Source organism: Arthrobacter sp. Sr33 (assembly GCF_054511195.1).
Genome location: NZ_JBTNDD010000001.1, coordinates 527,915 through 550,621, shown reverse-complemented (window position 1 = coordinate 550,621; position 22,707 = coordinate 527,915). Strand labels below are relative to the sequence as shown.

Here is a 22,707-nt window from a genome sequence, read left to right as displayed (position 1 = left end):
CTGAACCGTTCGGCAATTTCGCCGCGCCCAAAAATAGGAGCTTCACCATGTCATTGATGAACCGCACCACCACCACACGCCCGGCCGCCGCCCATCGGGCAGCAGTCACCCCCGCCCGCCCGATGCCCCTGCTCGGTGGGCGCTACGTGACGACGCCGACCTCCGGCACCCCAGCCGAGGGAACCTACGTCACTACCCGTAGCGGCGGGACGGTCCAGGTCCGCGGCACCTACGTAACCTCATCAAACCGGTCCATTCAGGAACATTCAGAGGGCCGCTACACCGACCGCGGCTAAGAGCCAGGCTCGGGAGGCTCACCCCCTACCACCTAACCCTTCAACAATCCTCGGATGATACTGCTCTATCAGGCATCATCCGAGGATTACTGGTTTCAGCGGACCCCCGAGTGGCCGTCGTCCGCGCCGTCGACGACGGCCACCTCGCCATCGTCACTGCCCGGCGCCACTACTTGCCCAAAGGTCCCCTCCGCCGGAAGCATGCTAGCCTGACTGCGTTGCAGGACGCCTGCCCGCGAGTAACCGTTCCCCCATTATTGGGATTGATCAGCGGCGAAGATTGCAGAGCACCTGCCCCCGTATGGGTACAAAACACCCACGAATCGGTTGGCCGCGCGCCGCCGAAAGACATAGCTATGCGCTCTGTTTGATTGCCTCAGGTAATTTTCTACGGGATTGACGCGCTTGCGCCCTCATTCGGGGCTCGGTCTCCGCGCCTGGAACGCTTGCGGAGGGGACGGCCCACAGGAGGCCAGCGTGATGACGATGTCGAGTTGCAAGCGTTGCTCGTCGTGACGAAGGGATCACAGTGCCTAACGATGCTGAGTTGTATCAACTAAGTGGATGGATGGTGATTCTGCTTCTTGTACTCCTCTACGGTGGCACCCTGCTGGTGTCCGCCTACATTGGTAAAAAGAAGGAGAACGCCGACGGCTACATGACCGCCGGCAACAAGGTGGGTTTCGGTATCTCCGCTGCGAGCATGACTGCCACCTGGATCTGGGCGGCTTCAATGTACGCATCCGCCACCTCGGGCTACACCTACGGCATCTCCGGGCCAATCCACTACGGGCTGTGGGGTGCCCTGATGATCCTGTTCATCTACCCTTTCGGGAAACGCATCCGCGCAGTAGCGCCGAAAGCCCACACTCTGGCCGAGGTGATGCACGCCCGCCACGGCCGGTCCAGCCAGTTGATGCTCGCCGGCTCCAACATCGTTGGCAGCGTGATCAGCCTGACCTCCAACTTTATTGCCGGAGGCGCCCTCGTAGCATTGCTCTCCCCCTTCAGCTTCGGGCAGGGTGTACTCGCCGTCGCCGTCGGCGTCCTCATGTACACGCTGTGGTCCGGCTTCCGCGCCTCGGTACTGACCGACTTTGCGCAGGTGGTCGCCATGCTGGGCGCCGTCGCGATCATCATCCCGGTGGTGTTCTTCGCTGCCGGAGGTCCCGGCATGTTCACCCAGGGGGCCGGTAACCTGACCCCCGAGCAGTCCAACTTCTTCTCGAGTGACGCGTTCCTGAACCAGGGTGCTCCCTATATCGCTGCTGTGCTGGCCTACGCCATCGGCAACCAGACCATCGCGCAGCGGCTGTTCGCTGTCCGCGAGGACCTGATCAAGAAGACCTTCGTCACCGCGACAGTTGGTTACGGTGCCACCGTGATCGGCATCGGCATGATCGGGGTGATGGCCCTGTACCTGGGTATCAGCCCCACCGGCGGCGACGTCAACAACCTGATCCCGCAGATGGCAGCCACCTACCTGGGCCCCGTACTGCTGAGCCTGTTCTTTGTGATGATCCTCGGCGCGCTGTCCTCCACCGCCGATTCGGACTTGTCCGCACTGTCCTCGATCATGATGGCCGACGTTTACGGCAAGAACATTGCGACGAAACCCAACCCCAAAACCATGCTGCTGGTCGGCCGGATCACCATGATCGTGGCGACTGCCGCGGCCTTGATCTTCGCCAGTCAACAAATGGACATCCTCGACCTGCTGGTCTTCGTGGGAGCCCTGTGGGGGGCCCTCGTGTTCCCGGTCATCGCCAGCTTCTACTGGAACAAGGTGACCAACAGGGCGTTTACGACGTCGGTGGTCGTGGCCTTGGCCGTCTTCATCCCCGTCAGGTTCTCCTGGTTCTCGATGGACGGCGTCACCGGGATCCTGTTCGACATCCTGTCGGCTGCCGGAATTGGCATTGTCCTGGGCCTGATGGTGTTTGGCTTCTTCGGCCTGAAACCAGCAAAAATCGCTGGCGCCGTCGCCGCGCTTGCCTCGGCCCCCTTCGTCATCGGGTTCCTGCACGATTACACGGTCCTCACCGGTTCGCTGGTGGCCTACGCCGTGAGCACCATCGTCTGCTATCTGATGTCCGTCAGGAGCAAACAGGACTTCGACTTCGCCCTGATCAAACAGCGCATCGGCGACTATGACCCCGTGGCCGACGACGCCAGCAACACCCCTGACGACGACCTGGACGGCGCCACGCTGTCCGCCCGAAAGTAGGAGATCACCATGGAAACAATCCTTCTCACCGTGTATGTGCTGATCTGGCCGGTCATCGTTGCAGGGGTCCTCTGGACCGTCTGCCGTGGCTTCTTCAAGGACTGGTCTGAATCCCGGAAGGCCGGTCGAAACATCATCTAGTCGCTCGGTCGGGGCGATCCCTCTGGACGAGCAGCGGGAATGCGTCGGGACCGCAACGGGTTGATCCGGGTATGAAGCGAATAGGTTTTCTATCCTTTGGTAACTGGTCCTCCGCGCAGGGATCGCGAACCCGCACCGGAGGTGAGGCGCTGCTGCAGGCCATCGACCTGGCGGTGGCCGCGGAGGAGATCGGCATTGATGGGGCATCGTTCAGGGTGCACCATTTTGCCCGGCAGCACGCTTCGCCGTTTCCGCTGCTCGCCGCCGTCGCCGCCCGCACCAGCCGTATCGAGATCGGCACCGGCGTCATTGACATGCGGTACGAGAACCCGCTCTACATGGCGGAGGAAGCGGCCGCGGCGGACCTGATCAGCCGCGGCCGGCTGCAGTTGGGCATCAGCCGGGGATCGCCCGAGCCAGCTGTTAATGGCGCCGCGACCTTCGGCTACGTTCCGGTCGACGGCGAGGAGTACGCCGACCTGGCACGCCGCCATACCGAGGTGTTCCGCTACGGAATCAGCGGTGCCGGCATTGCCGAGGCCGATCCTCGGATGGGCAGCGGTCTGCTGCCCATCCAGCCGCAGTCTCCTGGTCTGAGTCAACGGATCTGGTGGGGCGCCGGCACCCGGAAGACCGCTGTCTGGGCGGCCGAACAGGGCATGAACCTGATGAGCTCCACCCTGTTGACCGAGGACACTGGCGTGCCGTTCGACGAACTGCAGGCCGAGCAGATCCAGATGTTCCGTGACACCTGGGCCGAACAGGGCCACACCTTTGAGCCCAGGGTGTCGGTCAGCCGCAGCGTCATTCCGCTGGTCAGCGACGAGGATCGCCAATACTTTGCGCTGAGCGCCCTGCGGGAAACCCGCGATCAGGTCGGAGTGCTCGACGGCGCCCTGTCCCGGTTCGGGAAGAGTTACATCGGGGAGCCGGACGTCATCGCTGAACAGCTCGCCAACGACGCCGCCGTCCAGTCGGCAGACACGCTGATGCTCACCGTCCCCAACCAGTTGGGCGTGGACTACAACGCGAAGCTGTTGGAGAACGTTGCAGCGCATGTGGCCCCAGCTATCGGGTGGCGGCGCTCCTCACCTCTTGAAGCTGCCGCCCGCCGCTAGCTCAGGGGATGAGCTTGTCCGCACGGTAGCGCTCGAAGAGGTCGGTGAACGCGTCGAGCGTGCGGCGGTAGCCGGTAAAACCGGCGATGCGGCTCTTGCTCATATCGGCGACTACCTCAAGGTTCCTGCCGAGGTCGCCGTCGGTGTGCCACCAGGAGGCCACCCGGTCCAGGCGCGGTTCCGCCAGCCCGTGAGCCGTGACGAGTTCCTGCCACTGCGCGTCGGCTCCGGCCATCTGGACCTCGAGTGGCCGTGGCTGGTCTCGGAACCCTTCGGCTTCGACCCCAAAGTGTGCAGCGAGTTGCTGCCACATCCAACGCCACCTGAACACGTCGCCGTTGACCACGTTGAAGGCTTCGTTGGCCCCGTTAGGCGACGTGGCTGCCCAGACCATGTGGTCGGCGAGGAGTCCGGCGTCGGTCATGTCAGTCAGGGAATTCCACTGGGTTTCAGAGCCCGGGAAAATGAAGGGGCGGCCGGACTCCTTACACAGCGCCGCATAGGCTGCGAGGGTCAATCCCATGTTCATCGCGTTGCCAACAGCGTGCCCGATAACCGTGTGCGCGCGGTGCACCGACCAGGTGAAGCCCTGCGCCGCAGCGGCGGCCCACAGCTCGTCCTCCTGCGCGTAGTAGAAGTTGTTGACCGGCAACCGTGGCTCTTCTTCGTGGAACGGCGTGTCCGGCATCTCGCCCTCGCCGTAGGCTTCGAACGGCCCGAGATAGTGCTTCAGCCCGGTCATCAACGCCACGTGCGCCACCGGCTTTCCGGCCAGAGCCTCCAGGAGGTTGCGCAGCATCGCGGCGTTCACCCGGATGTTCGCTTCCTCGGTGTCCTGGCGGGCCCAGGCGGTAAAGAACACCTGGGTGGGTGCAACATCAGCGAGCGCGTCCTTCAGCGACTGGGGCGAGGATAGGTCGGCCGGAACGTACCGCACGTTGGCTTTCGGGGTTCCTTCGCTCCGAGACATGGCGAGCACCTGCCATCCCTCGCCAGCGAGTTTCTCTACCAGGGCTGACCCAGCAATGCCGGAGGCGCCGACCACCAATGCGATACCGCCTGTTTGCGTGTCGGACAGGGGTGCCTGTTCGTTGTGACTCATCGGGTCTCCTTGTGGTGCAATTTGTGTGACAGCACCCGCTCGAGTGAACTGTCCTATCTACGGCAAGCCAGTGGTCCACCGAATAATTCCGCACCCATTCCCGGTGGTCGGGTCTTATGGCACTGCTGTTCGAGAGTGTCGCCACCGATGATTGAACAACTGACCGATGATGAAAGACGATGATGACGCTAGAAACGCCCGAGCCAACCCGACCGGTCACGGTCTTCCTTCTGGATGACCATGAACTGGTCCGACGTGGGCTTCGGGATCTCCTGGAGGGCGAAGGGTTTGCTGTCATAGGCGAAACCGGGTCTGCTGCTGAGGCAGTTCGCCACATTCCAGCCCTGGCACCCGATGTGACCATTCTGGATGCCCGCCTCGCCGACGGAAACGGGATCGAGGTGTGCCGTGATGTCCGGTCAGTGGACCCGTCGCTGCAGTGCGTGATCCTCACCAGTTACGACGACGACGACGCCGTACGGGGCGCCATCCTGGCTGGCGCTGCCGGCTACATTCTCAAGGAAATTGTCGGATCGGACCTTCTGGAGAAGGTGCGTCGTGCAGCCAACGGGGAGTCGCTGTTCGATGAGGACGTCAAGGCACGGGTTATTGCCGGTTTCACCGCCGTGCAGCCCGAGGACCCGCGCCTCGCGGGCCTGACCGTCCAGGAGAAGAAGGTGCTGGCGCTGATCGGGGCCGGGATGACCAACCGGGAAATTGGCGCCGAACTGTTCCTGGCCGAGAAGACCATCAAGAACTACGTGTCCTCCGTGCTGGCAAAACTCGGGTTCCAGCGCCGGACACAGGCGGCCGTCTACATTTCGCGCCCGCGCACCTAGCCCGCCCGGTCCTCCAGTCCCGGTCAGCCCGACTGTTCCGCGCGCCGCGGTCCTCTAACCCGTTCCGGTGGGCAACCTGGACATCGGTGCCCACAATCTCCACCCAAAATGCCCAGGTTGACGCGGTCTGTCCAGGTTGCTCACCGGATCGTCAGCTCAGGGGCAGTATCACGTCGATGGTGGTGCCGTGGCCCAGGGAGGATTCGATCCTGACCTCTCCGCCGAGTTCCTCAGCCCGCTGCTGCATGTTCCGCAGCCCACTGCGACGCCCGGTCTGCTCGAATCCCTGGCCGTTGTCAGCGATCCGCAGGTTGACTGAATCCGTGCTCGCAGACAGCGTCACCATGATGGTGGTGGCCTGAGAATGTTGCAGCGCGTTGGAGAGTGCTTCCCGAAGGATTGCTTCCACATGGGCCGCCGTCGCCACCCGGACCACGGTGTCGAGTGGTCCGGAGAAGTGGATGACCGGTTCGACGTCGGAACCGTCGAGGGACCGGCGGACAAGCGCGAGGATCCGTGAGCTCAGACTGTCCTCGCTGTTCGTCACCGATTGCAGCGAGTAGATCGTGGCCCTCAGTTCACCGATGGTCGCGTCGAGCTCAGTAGTGACGGAAGCGATCCGGGCGAGGGGCTCATCCCCGACCACATGCTTTCGAAGACTCTGGATACTGAGTCCGGCGGCGAACATCCGCTGAATGACCAGGTCGTGGAGGTCCCGGGCAATCCGGTCCCGGTCTCCGAAGACGGCGTCCTGTTCGCGCTGGATCTGCATCTGGGTCAGTTCCAGGGCCGTGGAAATCTGGGAGGCGAACGCGGCAACCATTCGCTGATCCACGGGCGAAAACGGCGGATCATCCTTGGTGCGGGCAATGACCAGGAACCGGGCGTGGCTGCCCCGGTCGGTGATCCGGGTGTACATGGCGGCGTCGAACACATCGGGCTCTGAGTTGGGCAGCACGTCCTGGAGGTCGCGCCCGTTGAGAACTGCTGTATCCCTGAACGGAAGCGTTACCTTGCGGAGGGCCGTCCCGTCACCCACAAGCCGCCCGCGAAAACTGTCGCCGTGCAGGCCGAGAGCCACCTCGCAATACAAGGCCTCGTCGGGCGCCATCCGGGTAAGGATGAGGATTAGGGATGCGCCGGAGGCAGCCTTCGCGTGTTCGGCAACGATCTCCACATCGCTGAGGTTCAGCTCCGAGGAGGAGTTCAGGAGCGCCTGAACCGCATCCTGTCCGCATTCCAACCATCGGGAACGTCTCGTCTCAGCTTCGAAGAGGCGCATGTTTTCGATGGCCACCCCGGCCGCCGCCGCGAGGGCAACCGTCAGATCCTCATCGGACTGGGAGAAGTCCCCACCGCCGTTCTTTTCGGTCAGATACAGGTTGCCGAAGACCGTGTCGCGCACCCTGATCGGCACACCGAGGAAGGACGTCATCTGGGGATGACCCGCTGGGAACCCGAAGGATGCGGGGTGTTGGCGGAGGTCTTCGAGGCGAAGTGGTTTCGGCTCGCTGATAAGCAGCCCGAGCACCCCGTGTCCTACGGGCAGTGCACCGATCTGGCTGATCTGGTCCCCGTCGAGGCCCACGGTGATGAAATGACTCAGTACTCCGTCCGGACCGATAACACCAAGGGCCGCGTACTTCGCGTCCACCAGCCGGCAGGCCGCCTCCACCACCCGTTCCAGCACGGTCTGCAGACCCTGGTTTTCCGCGATGGCAGCGAATCCTGCCAGCAGATGGTCAATTTCCCCCGCGGACTTCAGCGGAGGGGGCACGTCATCGGGATCTGTGACTGGGGTGGTTCGGATGGGACTCATTGTGCGACTCCAGTGAGTTGAACCCTGGCCTTCGATTCGTTGTCGTGGTGAAAATGAAGGAGCATACGGAGGCTGACCCGGCGGATTAGGTCTTCCGGCCCTAGTGGTGCGGGGCGTCCGACCTTACTGTCGGGCTATGGACTCCGAGAATACACCCACATCCGTTTTACCGGCCCACACCTGTTGGGAGCTATTGCGCGGCACCGCCTACGGTCGGATGGCCCTGTGCGTCGACGGACAGCCCGAAATTTTCCCCATCAATGCGCAGGTAGACCACGGAACGCTGGTGTTCCGTACCTCTGAGGGATCAAAACAGCGGGCAGCCGAAGGCGCTCCGGTGGCGTTCGAGGCCGATGGTGTCCTGCAGGACGGGTCACGAGCCTGGAGCGTGGTCATCAAAGGGAATGCATCAACCATTCAACGCACCGCCGAACTGATGTCCACGATCCACCTTCCTCTACACCCGTGGGAGCCCGGGCGGAAGGACCGCTTTATGCGGATAGTGCCCACGAGTGTCACCGGTCGGAGCTTCGACGTTACGCCTGCCCCCCAGCTGCAGGAGATGCCGGTAGCGAGCGAAGAGTAACTACCAGGGTGGGGCACGGTGGAGCTAGCAGCAGCGTGTGAGTCACTGAGCCCAGCATAATTCCCGGTCGGGCACCCCGACCGTGCCGCCCAATCACCAGCAGGAACGCGTCAGCGGCGTGGAACAGGAGGGACTCCACGGGTGGCCGCTCGTCATCGAGAACCCTTGTTACGGTGAGCGACGGATAGGTTACCTTCAGTTGCGCGAGCACCGAAGCGGTTCCGCTGACCTCCGGAGCTGTGGTATCTGTCGCTGAGGTGACGACTTTGAGCCCGTGACCCGACCGGCTGGCTTCGGCCGCTGCCACGCGCAACGCGTCGTGCGATTCCGCCGAGCCATCGACACCCACCACCACGTCGCCGTCGTTGTCGGAGCCGGCGCTGGGGTCACGCGGGATCACTGCTACCGGAGAGGTGCTGCCGAGGGCTACCTGCTGCCCGACGGATCCGAGGTATTCGCCCGTCTTTCCGTCCAGCCGGTCAGCACCAACAACGAGGAGCGATGCATCCTCGGAGAGGCTGACCAGGGCGTCCACGATGTCGCCGCAATGCACGTTGGCGGTGACGTGTGCGTCGGGATAGTCGGCGCACACCTTCCGGGACTCCTCATCGAGCGCCTGGCGAGCCGCAGCGATCAGGCTGCCGTACGGTGTCCCACCCGCTGCCACGGGGAGCATGAGTGACGGGTCGGGAAGGGCATGCAGCATCGTAATGTGCTGCCCGGTTTGGTGGCCGCGCCGCACGGCCCAGCGCAGAAGCGCCGGGCCGGTCAGCCCGTCCCGGAAGGCGACGACGATGGGCCGGTCCTCGGCGAAGTCAGCGCCTGCTGTGTCGCTCACGAGGTGGTGCTTTCGGGGACGATGACCGCGCGGCCGCGAAGCGTTCCGGCCCGGAGCCGCTCATAGGCCGTAGGTCCATCGGACAAAGAAAACTGCTCGTACTCGACGTGGATTTTCCCCACTCGAGCCAGTTCCACCACTTCCATCAGCTCTGCTCTGGATCCCCAGTAGGGGGCACGTGCCTGGGCGTCCCACGGCGTGGAGAAGAAACCGACGTCGACGGTGCCCACTCCAACCCCCACAACGGCAATGTCCCCACCGATTCCGACCACCCGGGACGCGAACCCCGTGGTGACGGGAGCACCCACAAAGTCGAAGACCGCGGTGGCACCCTTGCCGCCGGTAAGAGTCCGGATCTGCGCCTCGGCCTCCTCCCCGGGGGCCAGCACATGGTCGGCGCCGACGTCGAGCGCGAGAGCACGTTTCTGCTCTGAGGTGTCAATGGCGATGATGGTCGCCGCGCTCAGCGCCTGAAGGATCTGGACACCGACGTGGCCGAGCCCGCCTACGCCGATGACCACCGCCGTCGAGCCTGGGACCAGTTTCGGCAGGCTCTGCTTGATGGCGTGGTACGGGGTCAACCCGGCATCGGTGAGTGACACGCTGGCCACCGGGTCGAGGTCGCCGAGGGGCACCAGATGCCGGGGGTCGTCGACCAGGATGAACTCGGCCATGGCGCCCGGCGCGCCGAGGCCCGGGGGTGCGATCCCCTGCTCTGCCGCTACCTCGCAGTAGTTCTCGTTGCCTTGGGCGCAGGTATAGCAGCGCCCGCAACCCCACGGACCGTAGACGAGCATGGAGTCACCCACCTGGAGCCCGGTTACCCCGGCACCCCAGGATTCGACGGTGCCTGCGCCCTCGTGGCCAAGCGTGAGCGGCAGACCATAGATGTACTGGTCCGCGGGAAGATCCATGATGAATTGGTCGGAATGGCAGACACCGGCCGCGGTTACGCGCAGCAGGACTTGTCCGGGTCCGGGGACTGGGGTGGGAATGTCAACGAGTTCAGGGGCCGATCCGACTGTGCGATAATGCAGCGCCCTCACGCGTGATCCTCGGGCATTTCCCCTGTTGAACCCTCGACCACGAGGACAGGGCATTTTGCGTGGGCCACGCAGGCGCCACTGACCGATCCCATGAGCAGGCCTCTGAAAGTACCGTGCCCACGGCGTCCCAGGACGAGCATCACCGCTCCCTCAGCCGCCTTGACCAGCCCTTTGGACGGGTGGGAAAAGAGTACGACCTTCTCCAACCCCTCAGGCGGGTCATCCCCGAACGCTGATTGCACAGCAGTATCGAGGTGTTTGTGGGTGATTTCCTCGAAGTTGTCGCTACCGATCGGCACATAGCCTGCGTACTCTGGCGGGTAATCCCAGGTGCTGACCGCCTGGATCACCGCGTTGAATGGTGGTGCAAGTTTCCGGGCGAAACGCAGTGCGGCAATCGATTGCTCGGAGCCGTCAACTCCGACGACGATGCGGGGTGAGGTAGATGCTTCCATGATGTGCCTCCCGTGTCAGCGCGGCAAGGTTGCAGCTGCTTCCTTCAGTCTCACCCGCACTTGCTCGTGAGCGTTAGGGTCTTAGGGCCCGTTCTGGGGTGTCATCGGGCGCGGCGAGGAGCCGCCGGTGGTGCCGGAACAGGATTTCAATAGCTATTCCACCCAGCAGTGCGACGACGCCCGACGCCACGAGATGGTTCCACCCCGGCACGGTGAAGTCGAAGAAGTCGCTGAGCAGGGGCACCGTCAGCACCAGCCCCAGCCCCACGAACATCGCCCCGATGATCAGCACCCGCCAGCGGTTCAGCGGACGTGACAGGACAACCAACACCCATAGTGCGATCAACGCCAAAACCAGAGCGGCGGCGGTCCGCACCTCAGCGGTGGTGCCGGTGTCTGTCCACCGCGAATAAGTGTTGATGGCGACGACGGCGAGCGCAATGATGAGCCCCGCCGGTATGGCAAAGGACAGGGAACGCTTCAAGAATCCGCTGCGGTAGCGGCGGGTGTTGGGCATCAACGCCAGGAAGAACGCAGGAATACCAATGGTGATTCCATCAGTGGCCGACAGCTGCCGGGGCAGGAAGGGGAAGTCCCAGAGCAGCGCTCCGAAGGTTATCGAGAGAATGACCGCGTAGGCCGTTTTGGCCAAAAACAGCATCGATACGCGTTCAATGTTGGCGATCACCCGGCGCCCCTCGGCGACGACGCCCGGGAGCCGGTCGAACCGACCATCCAGCAGCACCAGCCGTGAGACGGCCTTTGTGGCGGCGGCGGCCGAGTCCATGGCAATACCAATGTCGGCTTCCTTCAGGGCGAGCGCGTCGTTGACGCCGTCGCCGGTCATCGCCACAACGTGCCCGCGACGTTGCAGGGCAATGACCATGCCCTTCTTCTGGGCCGGCGTCACCCGGCCAAAGACCGTGTGGTGCTGCATCACTTCGGCCAACTCTTCGGGATCTTCGGGAAGCTCCCGGGCGTCGAAGCCTGCGTCCGTGGCCACGCCCACCTCCCGTGCGACCGCTGCGACGGTTCGGGGGTCGTCACCGGAGATGATCCTCAGCGAGACGCCCTGCTCCGTGAAGTAGGCGAGCGTCTGGGCGGCGTCTGACCGGACCTGCTCACGAAAGGTCAACAGGGCCACCGGGGCGGGGTCGGCTGGAAGCACCGCTTCATCATCATTCTGGACCGCTGGTGGAGTGGGTGCATAAGCCAGAACGAGGGTGCGCAGACCGGAACCAGCAAGACGCGAGGCGGCGTCCAGCGCTTCCCGTGCCGCCGGGGTGCTCGACGTGCTCGACTCCAGCACGATCTCCGGGGCGCCCAGGAGCCACGTTCCGGCTGCTGGTGTGCCGTCGGGAAAACTGACCGCACTCCATTTCCGTGCAGAGGAGAACGGCACCGATGCGACCGGGCTGAGCGAACCGTCGTCGTCGAAGGCGTCGGCCAGACACCGGGCGGTGGCGTTGGCGTTCGGGTCTGCCCCGAACCAGCCAAGAGCCTGTTTCCATCCCTCTTGGGGGGCGGTCCCAATTTTGTGAACCTCGTCGAAGACGATCTTCCCCGCGGTCAACGTTCCTGTCTTGTCGAGGCATAGGACGTCCACCCGGGCCAGTCCCTCGACAGCCGCCAGTTCCTGAATGAGCACGTTCTGCTGGGCCAGGCGCACGGCTCCCACGGCAAAGGCGACGCTTGTCATGAGCACCAGCCCCAAGGGGATCATGGCGATGACGCTGGCGACGGCACCCACCGCGCCTGTTCTCCAGGCGCCGGTGGTGATCGCCTGTTCCCATCCGCCCTGGCTTTGCATCTGACCGTTGACCACAATGGCCATCACGGGCAGCAGCGCGAAGGTGATCCAACGCAGGACCTGGTTCAGGCCCTGCCTGATTTCTGAGTGAACCAGGGAGAAGCGTTTGGCTTCGGCGGTCAGACGGCTGGAGAAGGAGTCAGCGCCGACTCGGTTGACTATCGCCCAAGCCTGCCCGCTCACAACGCTGGAGCCCGACAACACCTCATCATCGATCACCTTGTCGACAGGTTCTGATTCTCCGGTCAGCAAAGATTCGTCGATCTCAAGACCCTCGGCCTCCAGGATCACCGCATCGGCGGGGACCTGATCCCCGGCGCGGAGTACCAGAATGTCGTCCTTGACGACGTCTTTGACGTCGACGTCCTGGACCGTGCTGTCCCTGAGGACCCTTGCCCGTGGGGCGTTCAGAACCGCGAGACGGTCAAGGGATTTCTTGGCTTTGAACTCCTGCACGACGCCGATCAGCGCGTTGCCGACTGCAGCGAACCCGAACAGCGCATCCCGCCACTGTCCGAGGAAGAGGAGCAGTAAAAAGCTGCCCGCAACAATGGCGTTGAAGAGCGTCAGGACGTTGGCCCTGAAGATGTCCCAAAGGCTACGGCTCGATTGGTCCGGGACGTTGTTGGTCTGACCGGATTCGACACGGACAGCGACGTCGGCGGCGGAGAGCCCTGTTCGTTCGGCGACCTGCGCCAAGTGTTTGGGGCCCGATTGGCCCTTGTGGCGTTGATCCACTGCTTCAGCTGCTTCCATGGGGTACCTCTCTCGTCAGCACGGCAGGATTGCAGCAGCTTTCTCCAGTGTGCACTCTGACTGCCTCGCTGAGTAAGGGTCTTTGTACCCCTCTTGAATGATAGAATCATCAAATAGTCAATTAGTTGGAGTGAAGGTCAATGAAGGATTCACCACCGGAGTACGCCGACTTCCGCGCACCCCTCTACGAAGTAAAGGCGAACCTCTTCAAGGGACTCGCCCATCCCGTCCGGATCCGCGTCCTGGAACTTCTCTCAGCCGCACCCGAGGTCTCGGTCTCGGATCTGTTGACGGCGACAGGCTTGGAGGCCTCTCATCTCTCCCAGCACCTATCGGTGCTGCGACGCTACCGACTGGTGAAGTCGGAGCGGCGCGGACTCCAGCAGTTCTACACCCTTGCCGATCCGCTGGCGGCGGAACTGCTCGCGGTAGCCCGGGGACTCCTCCAGAACGTGCTCAACGCCACGAAGGAAGACCTTGAGTACTCGACGGCCACCGGATCCACCACTGTCGACGGAGACAACAGATGAGGATCCTCCCGACAGTCCGGGCACTGCTCCCTTCGGTCCGGGACTACGCCCAGCTGCCCCGGACCTGGCGGGGTGACCTCATCGCTGGCCTGACGGTCGGAATTGTGGCACTGCCGTTGGCGCTCGCGTTCGGGGTCAGCTCCGGCGCGGGCGCCGCCAGTGGCCTCATCACCGCAGTGGTAGCGGGTCTGGTGGCGGCAATCTTCGGAGGCTCCCACGTTCAGGTGTCCGGTCCTACCGGTGCGATGGTCGTGGTGTTGGGTCCAGTCATCGCCTCGCATGGGATCGAGGCGCTGGCCTTGGTGAGCGTCCTCGCCGGCGTGATGGTGGTCGCGGCGGGTGTGTTGAAGCTGGGACGGGTGGTCTCGTTCTTGCCGTGGCCCGTCATTGAGGGCTTCACCCTCGGCATCGCCATCATTATCTTCCTGCAGCAGGTGCCAGCCGCCATCGGTGAGGATGCGGGGCCAAGCAGCAATGCGGCCGTTTCTGCACTTCAGGCCGCAGGGACCGCCTCAACGGCCGAGTTTCTGGCAGCCGGGGCGCTCGTTGCGGTGGTGGCTCTCATCATGATCGGCGCACCGCGGCTCCACCATCGCCTTCCGGGCTCCCTTATCGCCATCATCGCAGCGAGTGTGATGGCTGAACTGCTGGCGATGCCGGTCGCGCGGATCGGGGCCCTCCCCGATTCCCTGCCGGCACCCACGGTGCCGGGCTGGGACTGGGAATTGGTGATTGTACTGACCGGACCGGCAGCAACCATCGCCATTCTCGCGGCGATCGAGTCCTTGCTTTCCGCCCGGGTTGCCACCTCGATCTCCGACACCGGCTCCTATGACGCGGACCGGGAGCTTTTCGGCCAGGGCCTGGCATCGGTGGCGTCCGGGTTTTTCGGCGGCATGCCCGCCACCGGTGCGATTGCCCGCACAGCCGTGAATATCCGCTCGGGAGGGCGCACCCGGTTTGCGGCAATCACGCACGCCTTCGTTTTGCTCTTTGTGGTCTATCTGGCGACCGGCCCCGTGGCGCGCATCCCCCTGGCTGCCCTGGCTGGAGTGCTGATGGTGACGGCCGTCCGGATGGTCTCACTTTCCACCCTGCGCAGCGTGGTGGGCTCAACCCGCGGAGACACTGTGGTCCTGATCGTGACAGCAGTCGTCACGGTTTCCTTCGATCTGATCCAGGCGGTGGGAATCGGCGTGCTGGTGGCCGCGTTCTTCGCCCTACGTGCCCTGGTCAAGTCCGGCGGGGTGCACCGGGAGGAAATCTCCGGTCCAGTCCAGGACGGCGACTCAAGGATCGCCGTCTACCGGATCGAGGGAGCTCTTTTCTTTGCTGCCGCCGAGCGGGTCCTGGAACGGGTCAGCGACATCGAAAATGTTGAGGTGGTGATCATTCGAATGTCTCAGCTGCAGTCGCTGGATGCGACCGGCGCAAGGGTGATCGCGGATCTCGTCAATACCCTGGAGCGCCGCGGCATTACAGTTCTGGTCAAGGGAGTCCAGGATCGTCATCTGCGACTCATTACCCGGGTTGGCGTCCTTGAATCTCTTCGTCACCACAACCACCTCTTTACCGCCCTGGAACCCGCCGTGGAACATGCCCGCAGCCACGTCGCCCGAAACCGGGAGGCGCCGGACACCACCCCCTGAGGCAGCGTCCCTCTGAGGCAGCGTCCCGCAGTATTGAAGGCCGGGACCAAAGCCTCTGGCCCCGGCCGGCTTCCTGATGCATGGTGGGAGGACAACAAGAGGGGGCAACCATGGAAGACAAGTACATCGTCGTCGGGGTCGACGGCTCACCATCGTCAGTTCTCGCACTGCAGTGGGCGGAGCGGCTTGTACCAACCGTCGCCACCTCGATCCGGGCTATTGCCGCCTGGCAGGTCCCCTTCACCTACTACGAATTCCCGGTCTCCGGGTGGGATCCAAAGAGCGTTGCCAAAACCATCCTGTCCAATGCGTTGGAGAAAGCGTTCGACGGCGAACCGCCCGCCCATGTCACGGCACTGACCCGGCAGGGCCCACCAGCCGGAGTGCTGATTGACGAGAGTCGTGCCGCGCAGATGCTGATCGTCGGGAGTCGGGGACACGGCGGTTTCGTCGGACTGCTTCTGGGATCCGTGAGTTCGGCCGTTGCCGAGCATGCATCCTGTCCGGTACTGATCGCCCATGGCCCGGAAACATCACCCCCTAATGAAAGTAGTAATGAATGAAGAACAGCATCGTTGTTGGCTACGACGGTTCAGCTCAGTCCCGCACAGCACTCGAGTGGGCGGTGGCGCAGGCGATGCTGGAACACCGCACCCTCCATCTGGTGCACTGCTGGATCTGGCCCCTGTTCACTGACGATCTGGGGCCGGTCGAGGGCGTCGCCGACAGCGGATTGCGGCATGCGGCGGAGGCGATCGTCGCAGAGGGGGAAGCCGAAGCGCGACGGCTCGCTCCCGAGCTGGACCTGAAGGCGAGCCTCATCTCGGGGGTTTCATCGGCAATCCTGGACCGGATGTCACGCAACGCCCACCTGGTGGTGGTCGGAAGCCGCGGACTGGGTGGGTTCATGGGCCTGCTGGTCGGTTCGGTCAGCCTCAAACTCGCTAATACGGCGTCCTGTCCTGTGGTGGTGGTGCGTCAGCAAACCGATGCAACCGGATCAGTGCTGATCGGCCTTGATGGCTCCCCGAAAAGCGATACTGCACTGGACGACGCCATCGCCCTCGCCGCCCTATGGAAAGCTCCGCTCAAGCTCATACACGTGCGCGACGACATCCGCCTGTTCGGACGGAATCACTCCTACCCCGGCTCGGATGTGAGAGCTATGCAGATCCTCGCCGCCGCCGCGCTTCGAGCCCGCGCCGCCGCCCCGGGCGTGGAGATCGAATCCGTGCTGGTGACTGGCCATTCGGTGGCCGGCACAATCCTGGAAGCCGCCGAGTCCGCGCGCATTGTGGTGGTAGGCGAGACGGGGCAGGGCAATTTTATGGGTGCTGTCGGTTCGACGGCCCAAGCCATTCTTCATCATGCCAAGGGGAACATTCTGATCTCCCGGCGCCCCCGGACCTAGGGCGACGGGAGATGGCCCACCCTAGCCAGGGTGGGCATGGTCCACCCTGACTAGGAACCAGCCGTCCACTGCCAGTTCCTGACCTCCGGCAGATCCTCACCAGCCGTCCTGATGTACTGATGGTGCTGGATCAATTTGTCCTTCAGCTCTTCCCTGACATGGGAGGAAACGTCCCGGAGCCGGGGCACCCGGTCGATGACGTCGATGGCCAGATTGAACCGGTCAATCTGGTTCATCACGCACATATCGAATGGCGTGGTCGTGGTGCCCTCTTCTTTGTAGCCGCGCACGTGGAAGTTGTTGTGGTTCGTGTGGCGGTAGGTCAGTCGATGGATCAGCCAGGGGTAGCCGTGGTAGGCGAAGATGACAGGTTTATCCTGGGTGAATACGGCATCGAACTCCACGCTGGAGAGCCCATGCGGATGGCTGCTCTGGTCCTGGAGCCGCATCAGGTCCACCACATTGACCACCCTGATCCGCAGGTCAGGGAAGTGGTGTTGCAGGATCTCGACGGCGGCAAGGGTCTCCATCGTCGGCACATCCCCGGCGCAACCCATGACGACGTCGGGTTCCTGCCCTGCGTCGGAGCTCGCCCACTCCCAGATACCGACGCCCTTGATGCAGTGCTGGATTGCTGACTCCATGTCCAGATACTGCAGTTGAGGCTGCTTGCCTGCCACGATGATGTTCACGTACTGGCGGCTGCGCAGGCAGTGGTCGGCGACGGACAGCAGGGTGTTGGCGTCCGGTGGAAGGTACACGCGGATCACGTCGGCTTTCTTGTTGACCGCATGGTCAATGAAGCCGGGGTCCTGGTGCGAGAAACCGTTGTGGTCCTGACGCCAGACGTGGGACGTCAGCAGGTAATTCAACGAGGCGACGGGCCGGCGCCACGGGATGTCGTTGGTGGTGCTCAGCCATTTGGCGTGCTGGTTGAACATCGAATCGACCACGTGGATGAATGCTTCATAGCAGGAGAAGAAGCCGTGCCTGCCGGAGAGGAGATACCCTTCCAGCCAGCCCTGGCACGTGTGTTCGGACAGGATTTCCATCACCCTGCCGTCCGGCGCGAGATGGTCATCCCCGGGGACGACGTCGGCGTTCCAGGTCCTGTCCGTGGCTTCGAGCACGTTGTCCAACCGGTTGGAGTTGTTTTCGTCCGGGGCGAAGACCCTGAAGGACTCCATGTTGCCGGTCATGACGTCCCGGAGGAAAGTTCCGAGCACCCTCGTCGATTCGACGGCCCCGGTTCCCGGCGATCCGATGGAAACCGCGTAATCACGGAAGTCTGGCATCTGCAGGTCCCGGAGCAGAATCCCCCCGTTGGCGTGGGGATTGGCGCTCATCCGTCGCGCGCCTTCTGGGTGAAGGCCGCGGATGGCGGGAACCGGCACGCCGTCGTCGTCGAACAGTTCCTCCGGCCGGTAGCTGCGCAGCCACTTCTCCAGGATCTCGCGGTGCGCCGGGTTTTCGCGGGCGCCGCTGAAGGGCACCTGGTGTGCACGCCAGGTGCCTTCCACCTTGACGCCGTCGACGTCGGCGGGTCCGGTCCAGCCCTTCGGCGAGCGCAGCACGATCATGGGCCACAGCGGGCGCTCGGTTTCACCCTCGGTGCGTGCCCGGCTCTGAATGTCCCGGATCTCATCAAGGCAGGTATCCAGCACGCGGGCAAAGTCCTGGTGCATTTGTTCCGGGTCGGAGCCTTCCACGTAGTACGGGGTGTGGCCGTAGCCGCGCAGCAATCCGTCCAGTTCTGCATGGCTGATTCTGGCCAGAATCGTGGGGTTGGCAATCTTGTAGCCGTTCAGGTGCAGGATCGGCAGCACCGCCCCATCCCGTCGGGGATCGACGAACTTGTTGGAGTGCCAGCTGGCCGCGAGCGGGCCGGTCTCCGCTTCGCCGTCGCCGATGATCGCCGCGACCGTGAGGTCCGGGTTGTCGAATGCGGCTCCGTAGGCGTGGGACAGGGCGTAACCCAGCTCGCCGCCCTCGTGGATTGAGCCAGGGGTTTCCGGAGCCACGTGGCTGGGGATCCCACCGGGGAAGGAGAACTGGTGGAAGAGGCGCCGCATCCCGGCCCCGTCCCAGGAAATATCCGGGTACGTTTCGCTGTACGTCCCCTCAAGCCAGGCCGATCCGACAGCCGCAGGACCGCCGTGGCCTGGCCCCATGATGTAGATCATGTCCAGATCCCGGGCCATGATGGCCCGGTTCAGGTGCGCGTAAATGAAGTTCAACCCCGGGGTGGTCCCCCAGTGGCCGAGCAACCGGGGCTTGATGTGTTCGGGCTGCAGTGGCTCCCTCAGGAGCGGGTTGTCCATCAGGTAGATCTGCCCCACCGAAAGATAGTTGGCTGCACGCCACCAGGCGTGGATGTTCGATAATTGGGCAGGATTCAGGACCGGCTGCTGGCTCATGAATTTAAGCCTGCGCCCCCGAATGGCACCTGATCCAGTGCCGAAAGACCCTTATCCGTTGGTAGTCCCTGAGACTACGGTGGGCAGATGGATACCAAGCACAAAGGTAAGAAGTCCCGGAAGTGGAGCGACCTCACCGCCCGGCAGCAGACGGTCACCCTGGTGATGGGTTCCATCCAGCTTTCACTCGCGGCCACCGCGTGGACTGACCTGGCCAAACGGCCAGCAGCTCAGGTGAACGGGCCCAAGCTGATGTGGACTGCGATCATCGCGATCAACTTCATCGGCCCGGTCCTCTACTTCCTCAAAGGGATCCGCCGCTAATTCCTGAACCCGATCAGCCCTCGCGAAAGAAGGCCCTCATGAGCATGCCCACCGTTAACGACGAGTTCTGGGACACCCCCGGCCTCTTGCGTGCGTCCGAGCAGCTGAACGCCGACGAATGCTGGGCGTTGATGGCGGGGCAGACAACCGGGCGGATCGGGTTCCTGCATGACGGGTTGGTCACCATTTTTCCGTTGAACTGCATCATTCATGACCGCGCCGTGTACTTTCGTACCGCCGAGGAGGGGGTCATTGCCACCAGTCAGCTGGAGCGGGCGGCATTCCAGCTGGACCACATTGATACCGTCACGCGCCGCGGCTGGACCATTCTGGTCAACGGCACTCTGGAACGCATCAACGATCCGGAGCTGCTGAAGACCCTTTGGGGCAGCCGGGCCGACGAGCCCTGGGCGCCCGGCCAACGGAACGTGTTCTTCGGCATCACCGCGCAAAAGGTTAGTGGGCGGCGGGTCCACCCGGCCCACTAGCTAGTCAGCGGTCCTCGCGGGGTCCAGCAACTGCGCCAGGTGGATGCCGCGGCGCTCGCTGAGGTCCTCCAGCTGGGTCCGGCAGGAATAGCCGTCAGCCAGCACGACGGCGTCGTCCGCTGAGGCCCGCACGGCAGGCAGGAGTTGCTGCTCCGCCACGGCCACCGAAATCTCGTAATGCCCCCGCTCCACACCGAAGTTGCCTGCCAGCCCGCAGCACCCGCCGAGTTTCTGAACCGTGGCACCGGCACCTTCAAGGAGTGCTGCGTCGGGGCTCCAGCCCATCACCGCATGGTGATGGCAGTGCGGCTGCGCAACAACAGTGGTTCCTTCCAATGACGGTGGGGTGTAGTCGGGGGTCTTCGCGAGGAATTCTGCGAGGGTGTGGGTGGCGGCGGCCACCCGGCCGGCCGCCGCCTGCCCGAGCAGCTCGACGGCGTCGGACCTAAGTACGCCAGTGCAGGACGGTTCAAGACCCACGATCGGAATCCCCTGGTCCACCGACGCTCCAAGCACGGTGACACTTGACCGCAGGATCTTCCGGGCCGAGTCGAGCTGGCCGGTCGAAATCCAGGTGAGGCCGCAGCACACCGGTGCGTCGGGGATCCTGACCTGGTAGCCGGCGGCTTCCAGGACGCGTACCGCGGCCTGTCCCACTTCCGGGGAGAAGTTGTTGGTGAACGAATCCGCCCAGAGGAGCACCGGTGGCCGGTCACCAGACGGAGCGGCGGGACGCGCGTTGAACCAGGAGTGAAAGGTCTGCGGTGCGAACGCTGGGATGGACCGCCGCTGGTCGACGCCCGCCAGCCGGAGCCCCAGCTGGCGGGCACCGGGCAACCGGACCAGAGCGTTTACCAGGCGCGGGGCGAGTGATGCCAGTTTCGCCCACCGGGGCAGCCAACCCAACGAGTAGTGCGAGGCCGGCCGGATCCGACCCTGGTAGCTCTGATGCAGCACCTCGGCCTTGTAGGCGGCCATGTCGATACCGGTGGGACAGTCCGAGGCGCAGCCCTTGCAGGAGAGGCAGAGGTCCAGGGCATCGTGCACCTCTGGCGCACGCCAGTTCGGTGCCCCGCCCTTGGCGCCACCCGTGACTGACCCGTTGATCATTTCCTGCAGCACCCGTGCCCGGCCGCGGGTGGAATCCTTTTCCTCACGCGTCGCGAGATATGACGGGCACATCACCGAGCTGTTGTCCGCGTGCGAGGCCCGGCACAGCCCCACCCCGGTGCAGCGGTGCACCGCCTGGCTGAAATCGCCGTCGTCGTGCAGGTAACCAAAACCGAGCCTCGAGCGTAACGGCCCCGCTTCCGCCACCCGCACGTTCGCGTCGAGTGGCTCAGGGTTGACGAGGATCCCGGGGTTGAGGATGTTGTCCGGGTCGAGAATGCCCTTGACCTTCCCGAAGAGCGCGATGGCGGCGGGCGAATACATGTAGGACAGGAGTTCGCTGCGGGCACGGCCGTCGCCGTGTTCCCCGGAGAGCGAGCCGCCGTAGCGGGCCACCAGCTTCGCCGCGTCGGTGAGGAACTCCCGGAACACCGTGGTGCCATGGCGTGCCAGCGGGAAGTCGAGACGGATGTGGACGCAGCCGTCGCCGAAATGCCCGAACGGGAACCCGGTGAGGTGGTGGGTCAGCAGCAGTTCGTCGAATTCGCGGAGGTAATCACCCAGCCGTTCAGGCGGGACGGCTGCGTCTTCCCACCCGGCGTGGGCGGGGGCGCCCGCCGGTGAGCGGCCGGCGAGTCCGCCGCCGTCCTCGCGGATCCGCCACAGCGCCAGCGCCTCCCGCGGGTCGGTGATGATGCGGGCATGTTTAGCCTGCGCAATGGCGCTGAGGCGACCCGCGCGGTCGGCGACGTCGACGGCGTCGTCCCCGGAGATTTCGACGAACAGCCAGGCCGCGCCGCCGGGCAGTTCGGGCACCGCCTGCGGGCCCTTTCGGGTGCGAACCACGTCGACGATCCGCGAGTCCAGGCCCTCGCAGGCGGTGGGCTTGAAGGGTAGGACGCTGGTGACGGCGTCGCCGGCGTCGCCAATGGTCTCGAACCCGAGCACCACCATGGTCTTGTGCGGTGCGTCAGCGACCAGCCGCACTCCCGCTTCAAGCACGACGGCGAGCGTCCCTTCGCTGCCGACCAGCGCCCGGCGGAGATCGAACCCACGTTCCGGGAGCAGGTGTTCGAGGGAGTACCCGGAGACCTGCCGGCCGAAGCGGCCGAGTTCAGTTCTGATGGTGCCCAGTTCTGCGGCCACCAGCGAGCGCAGCGCGTCGGTCTCCGACGACGACGGCGTGCCCTGCGCGCCGAGATAAAGCCTGGCGCCGGACCCGGTAACCACGTCGAGGTGGGTCACGTTGTCGGCGGTGCGTCCGTAGGCGAGCGCGCGGGACCCGCAGGCGTTGTTGCCGATCATCCCGCCGACGGTGCAGCGGGTGTGGGTGGACGGGTCGGGGCCGAAGCGCAACCCGTTCGCTAGGGCCACCTTCTGTAGTGTGGCGTGGACGGCGCCGGGTTCGACGACGGCGGTGCGGGTTTCGGCGTCGAACTCCAGGACTCTATTGAGGTGGCGGCTGAAGTCGATGACCACTCCGGTGCCAATGGAGTTGCCAGCCAGGGATGTGCCGGCGCCGCGGGAGGTGAAGGGGATGCCGCGCTCCCGGCAGACCTCGAGCGTCGCGAGGACCTCGTCGAGGTGCCGGGGAAAGACCACCGCCGTCGGCTGCACCCGGTACAGGGACGCGTCGGACGAGTAGGTCGCCCGGGACGTTGCGTCGATCCGCACGTCGGAGACTCCCCTGGACTGAAGTTCAACGACCAGGGAGGTGGGTGCTGTGAGCGTCATTGCCATGAGTA

20 protein-coding genes are annotated in these 22,707 nt (G+C 64.2%); 12 read left to right on the top strand and 8 right to left on the bottom strand.

Annotated elements, in window-relative coordinates:
* The first annotated feature begins 47 nt into the window (after positions 1-47).
* From ACX80T_RS02745 to ACX80T_RS02730, 4 genes are all read left to right on the top strand, one after another.
* Positions 48-296: a hypothetical protein gene (locus tag ACX80T_RS02745; RefSeq protein WP_019484163.1), complete on the top strand. Its 249-nt coding sequence runs from the start codon at positions 48-50 to the stop codon at positions 294-296.
* A 568-nt stretch (positions 297-864) separates the two neighbouring features.
* Complete coding sequence (locus ACX80T_RS02740; RefSeq protein WP_459303624.1) at positions 865-2,523, top strand: sodium:solute symporter family protein; 1,659 nt, start codon at positions 865-867, stop codon at positions 2,521-2,523.
* 9 nt (positions 2,524-2,532) lie between these two features.
* Positions 2,533-2,664 carry a putative transporter small subunit gene (locus ACX80T_RS02735; RefSeq protein WP_019484161.1) on the top strand — a complete coding sequence of 44 codons (132 nt, stop codon included), beginning with the start codon at positions 2,533-2,535 and terminating at the stop codon, positions 2,662-2,664.
* 71 nt (positions 2,665-2,735) lie between these two features.
* Entirely contained in the window at positions 2,736-3,782 is a 1,047-nt protein-coding gene (locus tag ACX80T_RS02730) for an LLM class flavin-dependent oxidoreductase (RefSeq protein ID WP_116777949.1), read from the top strand.
* Between the two features lies 1 nt (position 3,783).
* Here ACX80T_RS02730 and ACX80T_RS02725 read toward each other — a convergent pair whose 3' ends face one another.
* The gene (locus ACX80T_RS02725) at positions 3,784-4,884 is read right to left on the bottom strand and encodes an SDR family oxidoreductase (RefSeq protein WP_116777950.1); all 1,101 of its coding nucleotides are present in this window, start codon (positions 4,882-4,884) and stop codon (positions 3,784-3,786) included.
* A gap of 182 nt (positions 4,885-5,066) precedes the next feature.
* Here ACX80T_RS02725 and ACX80T_RS02720 point away from each other — a divergent pair, with 182 nt between their 5' ends.
* Positions 5,067-5,723, top strand: a complete 657-nt coding sequence (locus ACX80T_RS02720) for a response regulator (RefSeq protein WP_019484158.1) — start codon at positions 5,067-5,069, stop codon at positions 5,721-5,723.
* A 151-nt stretch (positions 5,724-5,874) separates the two neighbouring features.
* Here ACX80T_RS02720 and ACX80T_RS02715 read toward each other — a convergent pair whose 3' ends face one another.
* Entirely contained in the window at positions 5,875-7,542 is a 1,668-nt protein-coding gene (locus tag ACX80T_RS02715) for a GAF domain-containing sensor histidine kinase (protein WP_116777952.1), read from the bottom strand.
* A 136-nt stretch (positions 7,543-7,678) separates the two neighbouring features.
* On the opposite strand from ACX80T_RS02715, the gene ACX80T_RS02710 reads away from it, so the two are divergent.
* The gene (locus tag ACX80T_RS02710; RefSeq protein WP_116777953.1) at positions 7,679-8,128 is read left to right on the top strand and encodes a pyridoxamine 5'-phosphate oxidase family protein; all 450 of its coding nucleotides are present in this window, start codon (positions 7,679-7,681) and stop codon (positions 8,126-8,128) included.
* Here the strand turns inward: ACX80T_RS02710 and ACX80T_RS02705 are convergent.
* The 4 genes from ACX80T_RS02705 to ACX80T_RS02690 form a co-directional block, all read right to left on the bottom strand.
* Complete coding sequence (locus ACX80T_RS02705; protein WP_019484156.1) at positions 8,079-8,966, bottom strand: universal stress protein; 888 nt, start codon at positions 8,964-8,966, stop codon at positions 8,079-8,081. The genes ACX80T_RS02710 and ACX80T_RS02705 overlap by 50 nt on opposite strands.
* Positions 8,963-10,012 carry an NAD(P)-dependent alcohol dehydrogenase gene (locus ACX80T_RS02700; protein WP_459303622.1) on the bottom strand — a complete coding sequence of 350 codons (1,050 nt, stop codon included), beginning with the start codon at positions 10,010-10,012 and terminating at the stop codon, positions 8,963-8,965. The genes ACX80T_RS02705 and ACX80T_RS02700 overlap by 4 nt, the downstream gene beginning before the upstream one ends.
* Positions 10,009-10,467, bottom strand: coding sequence for a universal stress protein (locus ACX80T_RS02695; RefSeq protein WP_019484154.1), 459 nt, complete (start codon positions 10,465-10,467; stop codon positions 10,009-10,011). Before ACX80T_RS02695 ends, ACX80T_RS02700 begins: the two co-directional genes overlap by 4 nt.
* Positions 10,468-10,540: 73 nt before the next feature.
* Entirely contained in the window at positions 10,541-13,033 is a 2,493-nt protein-coding gene (locus ACX80T_RS02690; RefSeq protein ID WP_116777954.1) for an HAD-IC family P-type ATPase, read from the bottom strand.
* Between the two features lie 140 nt (positions 13,034-13,173).
* Between ACX80T_RS02690 and ACX80T_RS02685 the strand changes: the two genes are divergently transcribed.
* The 4 genes from ACX80T_RS02685 (at position 13,174) to ACX80T_RS02670 (ending at position 16,623) form a co-directional block, all read left to right on the top strand.
* On the top strand, positions 13,174-13,563 hold the full coding sequence (locus ACX80T_RS02685) for an ArsR/SmtB family transcription factor (protein WP_024475887.1): 390 nt from the start codon (positions 13,174-13,176) through the stop codon (positions 13,561-13,563).
* Complete coding sequence (locus ACX80T_RS02680; RefSeq protein ID WP_024475888.1) at positions 13,560-15,212, top strand: SulP family inorganic anion transporter; 1,653 nt, start codon at positions 13,560-13,562, stop codon at positions 15,210-15,212. The genes ACX80T_RS02685 and ACX80T_RS02680 overlap by 4 nt, the downstream gene beginning before the upstream one ends.
* A gap of 110 nt (positions 15,213-15,322) precedes the next feature.
* A complete protein-coding gene (locus ACX80T_RS02675; protein ID WP_019484150.1) occupies positions 15,323-15,775 on the top strand; it encodes a universal stress protein in 453 nt (150 codons plus the stop codon).
* Positions 15,772-16,623, top strand: a complete 852-nt coding sequence (locus ACX80T_RS02670; protein ID WP_024475889.1) for a universal stress protein — start codon at positions 15,772-15,774, stop codon at positions 16,621-16,623. The genes ACX80T_RS02675 and ACX80T_RS02670 overlap by 4 nt, the downstream gene beginning before the upstream one ends.
* A 50-nt stretch (positions 16,624-16,673) precedes the next feature.
* Here ACX80T_RS02670 and ACX80T_RS02665 read toward each other — a convergent pair whose 3' ends face one another.
* Complete coding sequence (locus tag ACX80T_RS02665) at positions 16,674-19,040, bottom strand: phosphoketolase family protein (protein WP_035747026.1); 2,367 nt, start codon at positions 19,038-19,040, stop codon at positions 16,674-16,676.
* Positions 19,041-19,127: 87 nt separating this feature from the next.
* Here ACX80T_RS02665 and ACX80T_RS02660 point away from each other — a divergent pair, with 87 nt between their 5' ends.
* Positions 19,128-19,364, top strand: a complete 237-nt coding sequence (locus ACX80T_RS02660) for a PLDc N-terminal domain-containing protein (RefSeq protein WP_019484147.1) — start codon at positions 19,128-19,130, stop codon at positions 19,362-19,364.
* A 38-nt stretch (positions 19,365-19,402) separates the two neighbouring features.
* Entirely contained in the window at positions 19,403-19,852 is a 450-nt protein-coding gene (locus tag ACX80T_RS02655) for a pyridoxamine 5'-phosphate oxidase family protein (RefSeq protein WP_024475891.1), read from the top strand.
* Here ACX80T_RS02655 and ACX80T_RS02650 read toward each other — a convergent pair whose 3' ends face one another.
* On the bottom strand, positions 19,853-22,702 hold the full coding sequence (locus tag ACX80T_RS02650) for an FAD-binding and (Fe-S)-binding domain-containing protein (RefSeq protein ID WP_116778053.1): 2,850 nt from the start codon (positions 22,700-22,702) through the stop codon (positions 19,853-19,855).
* Positions 22,703-22,707 lie beyond the last annotated feature (5 nt).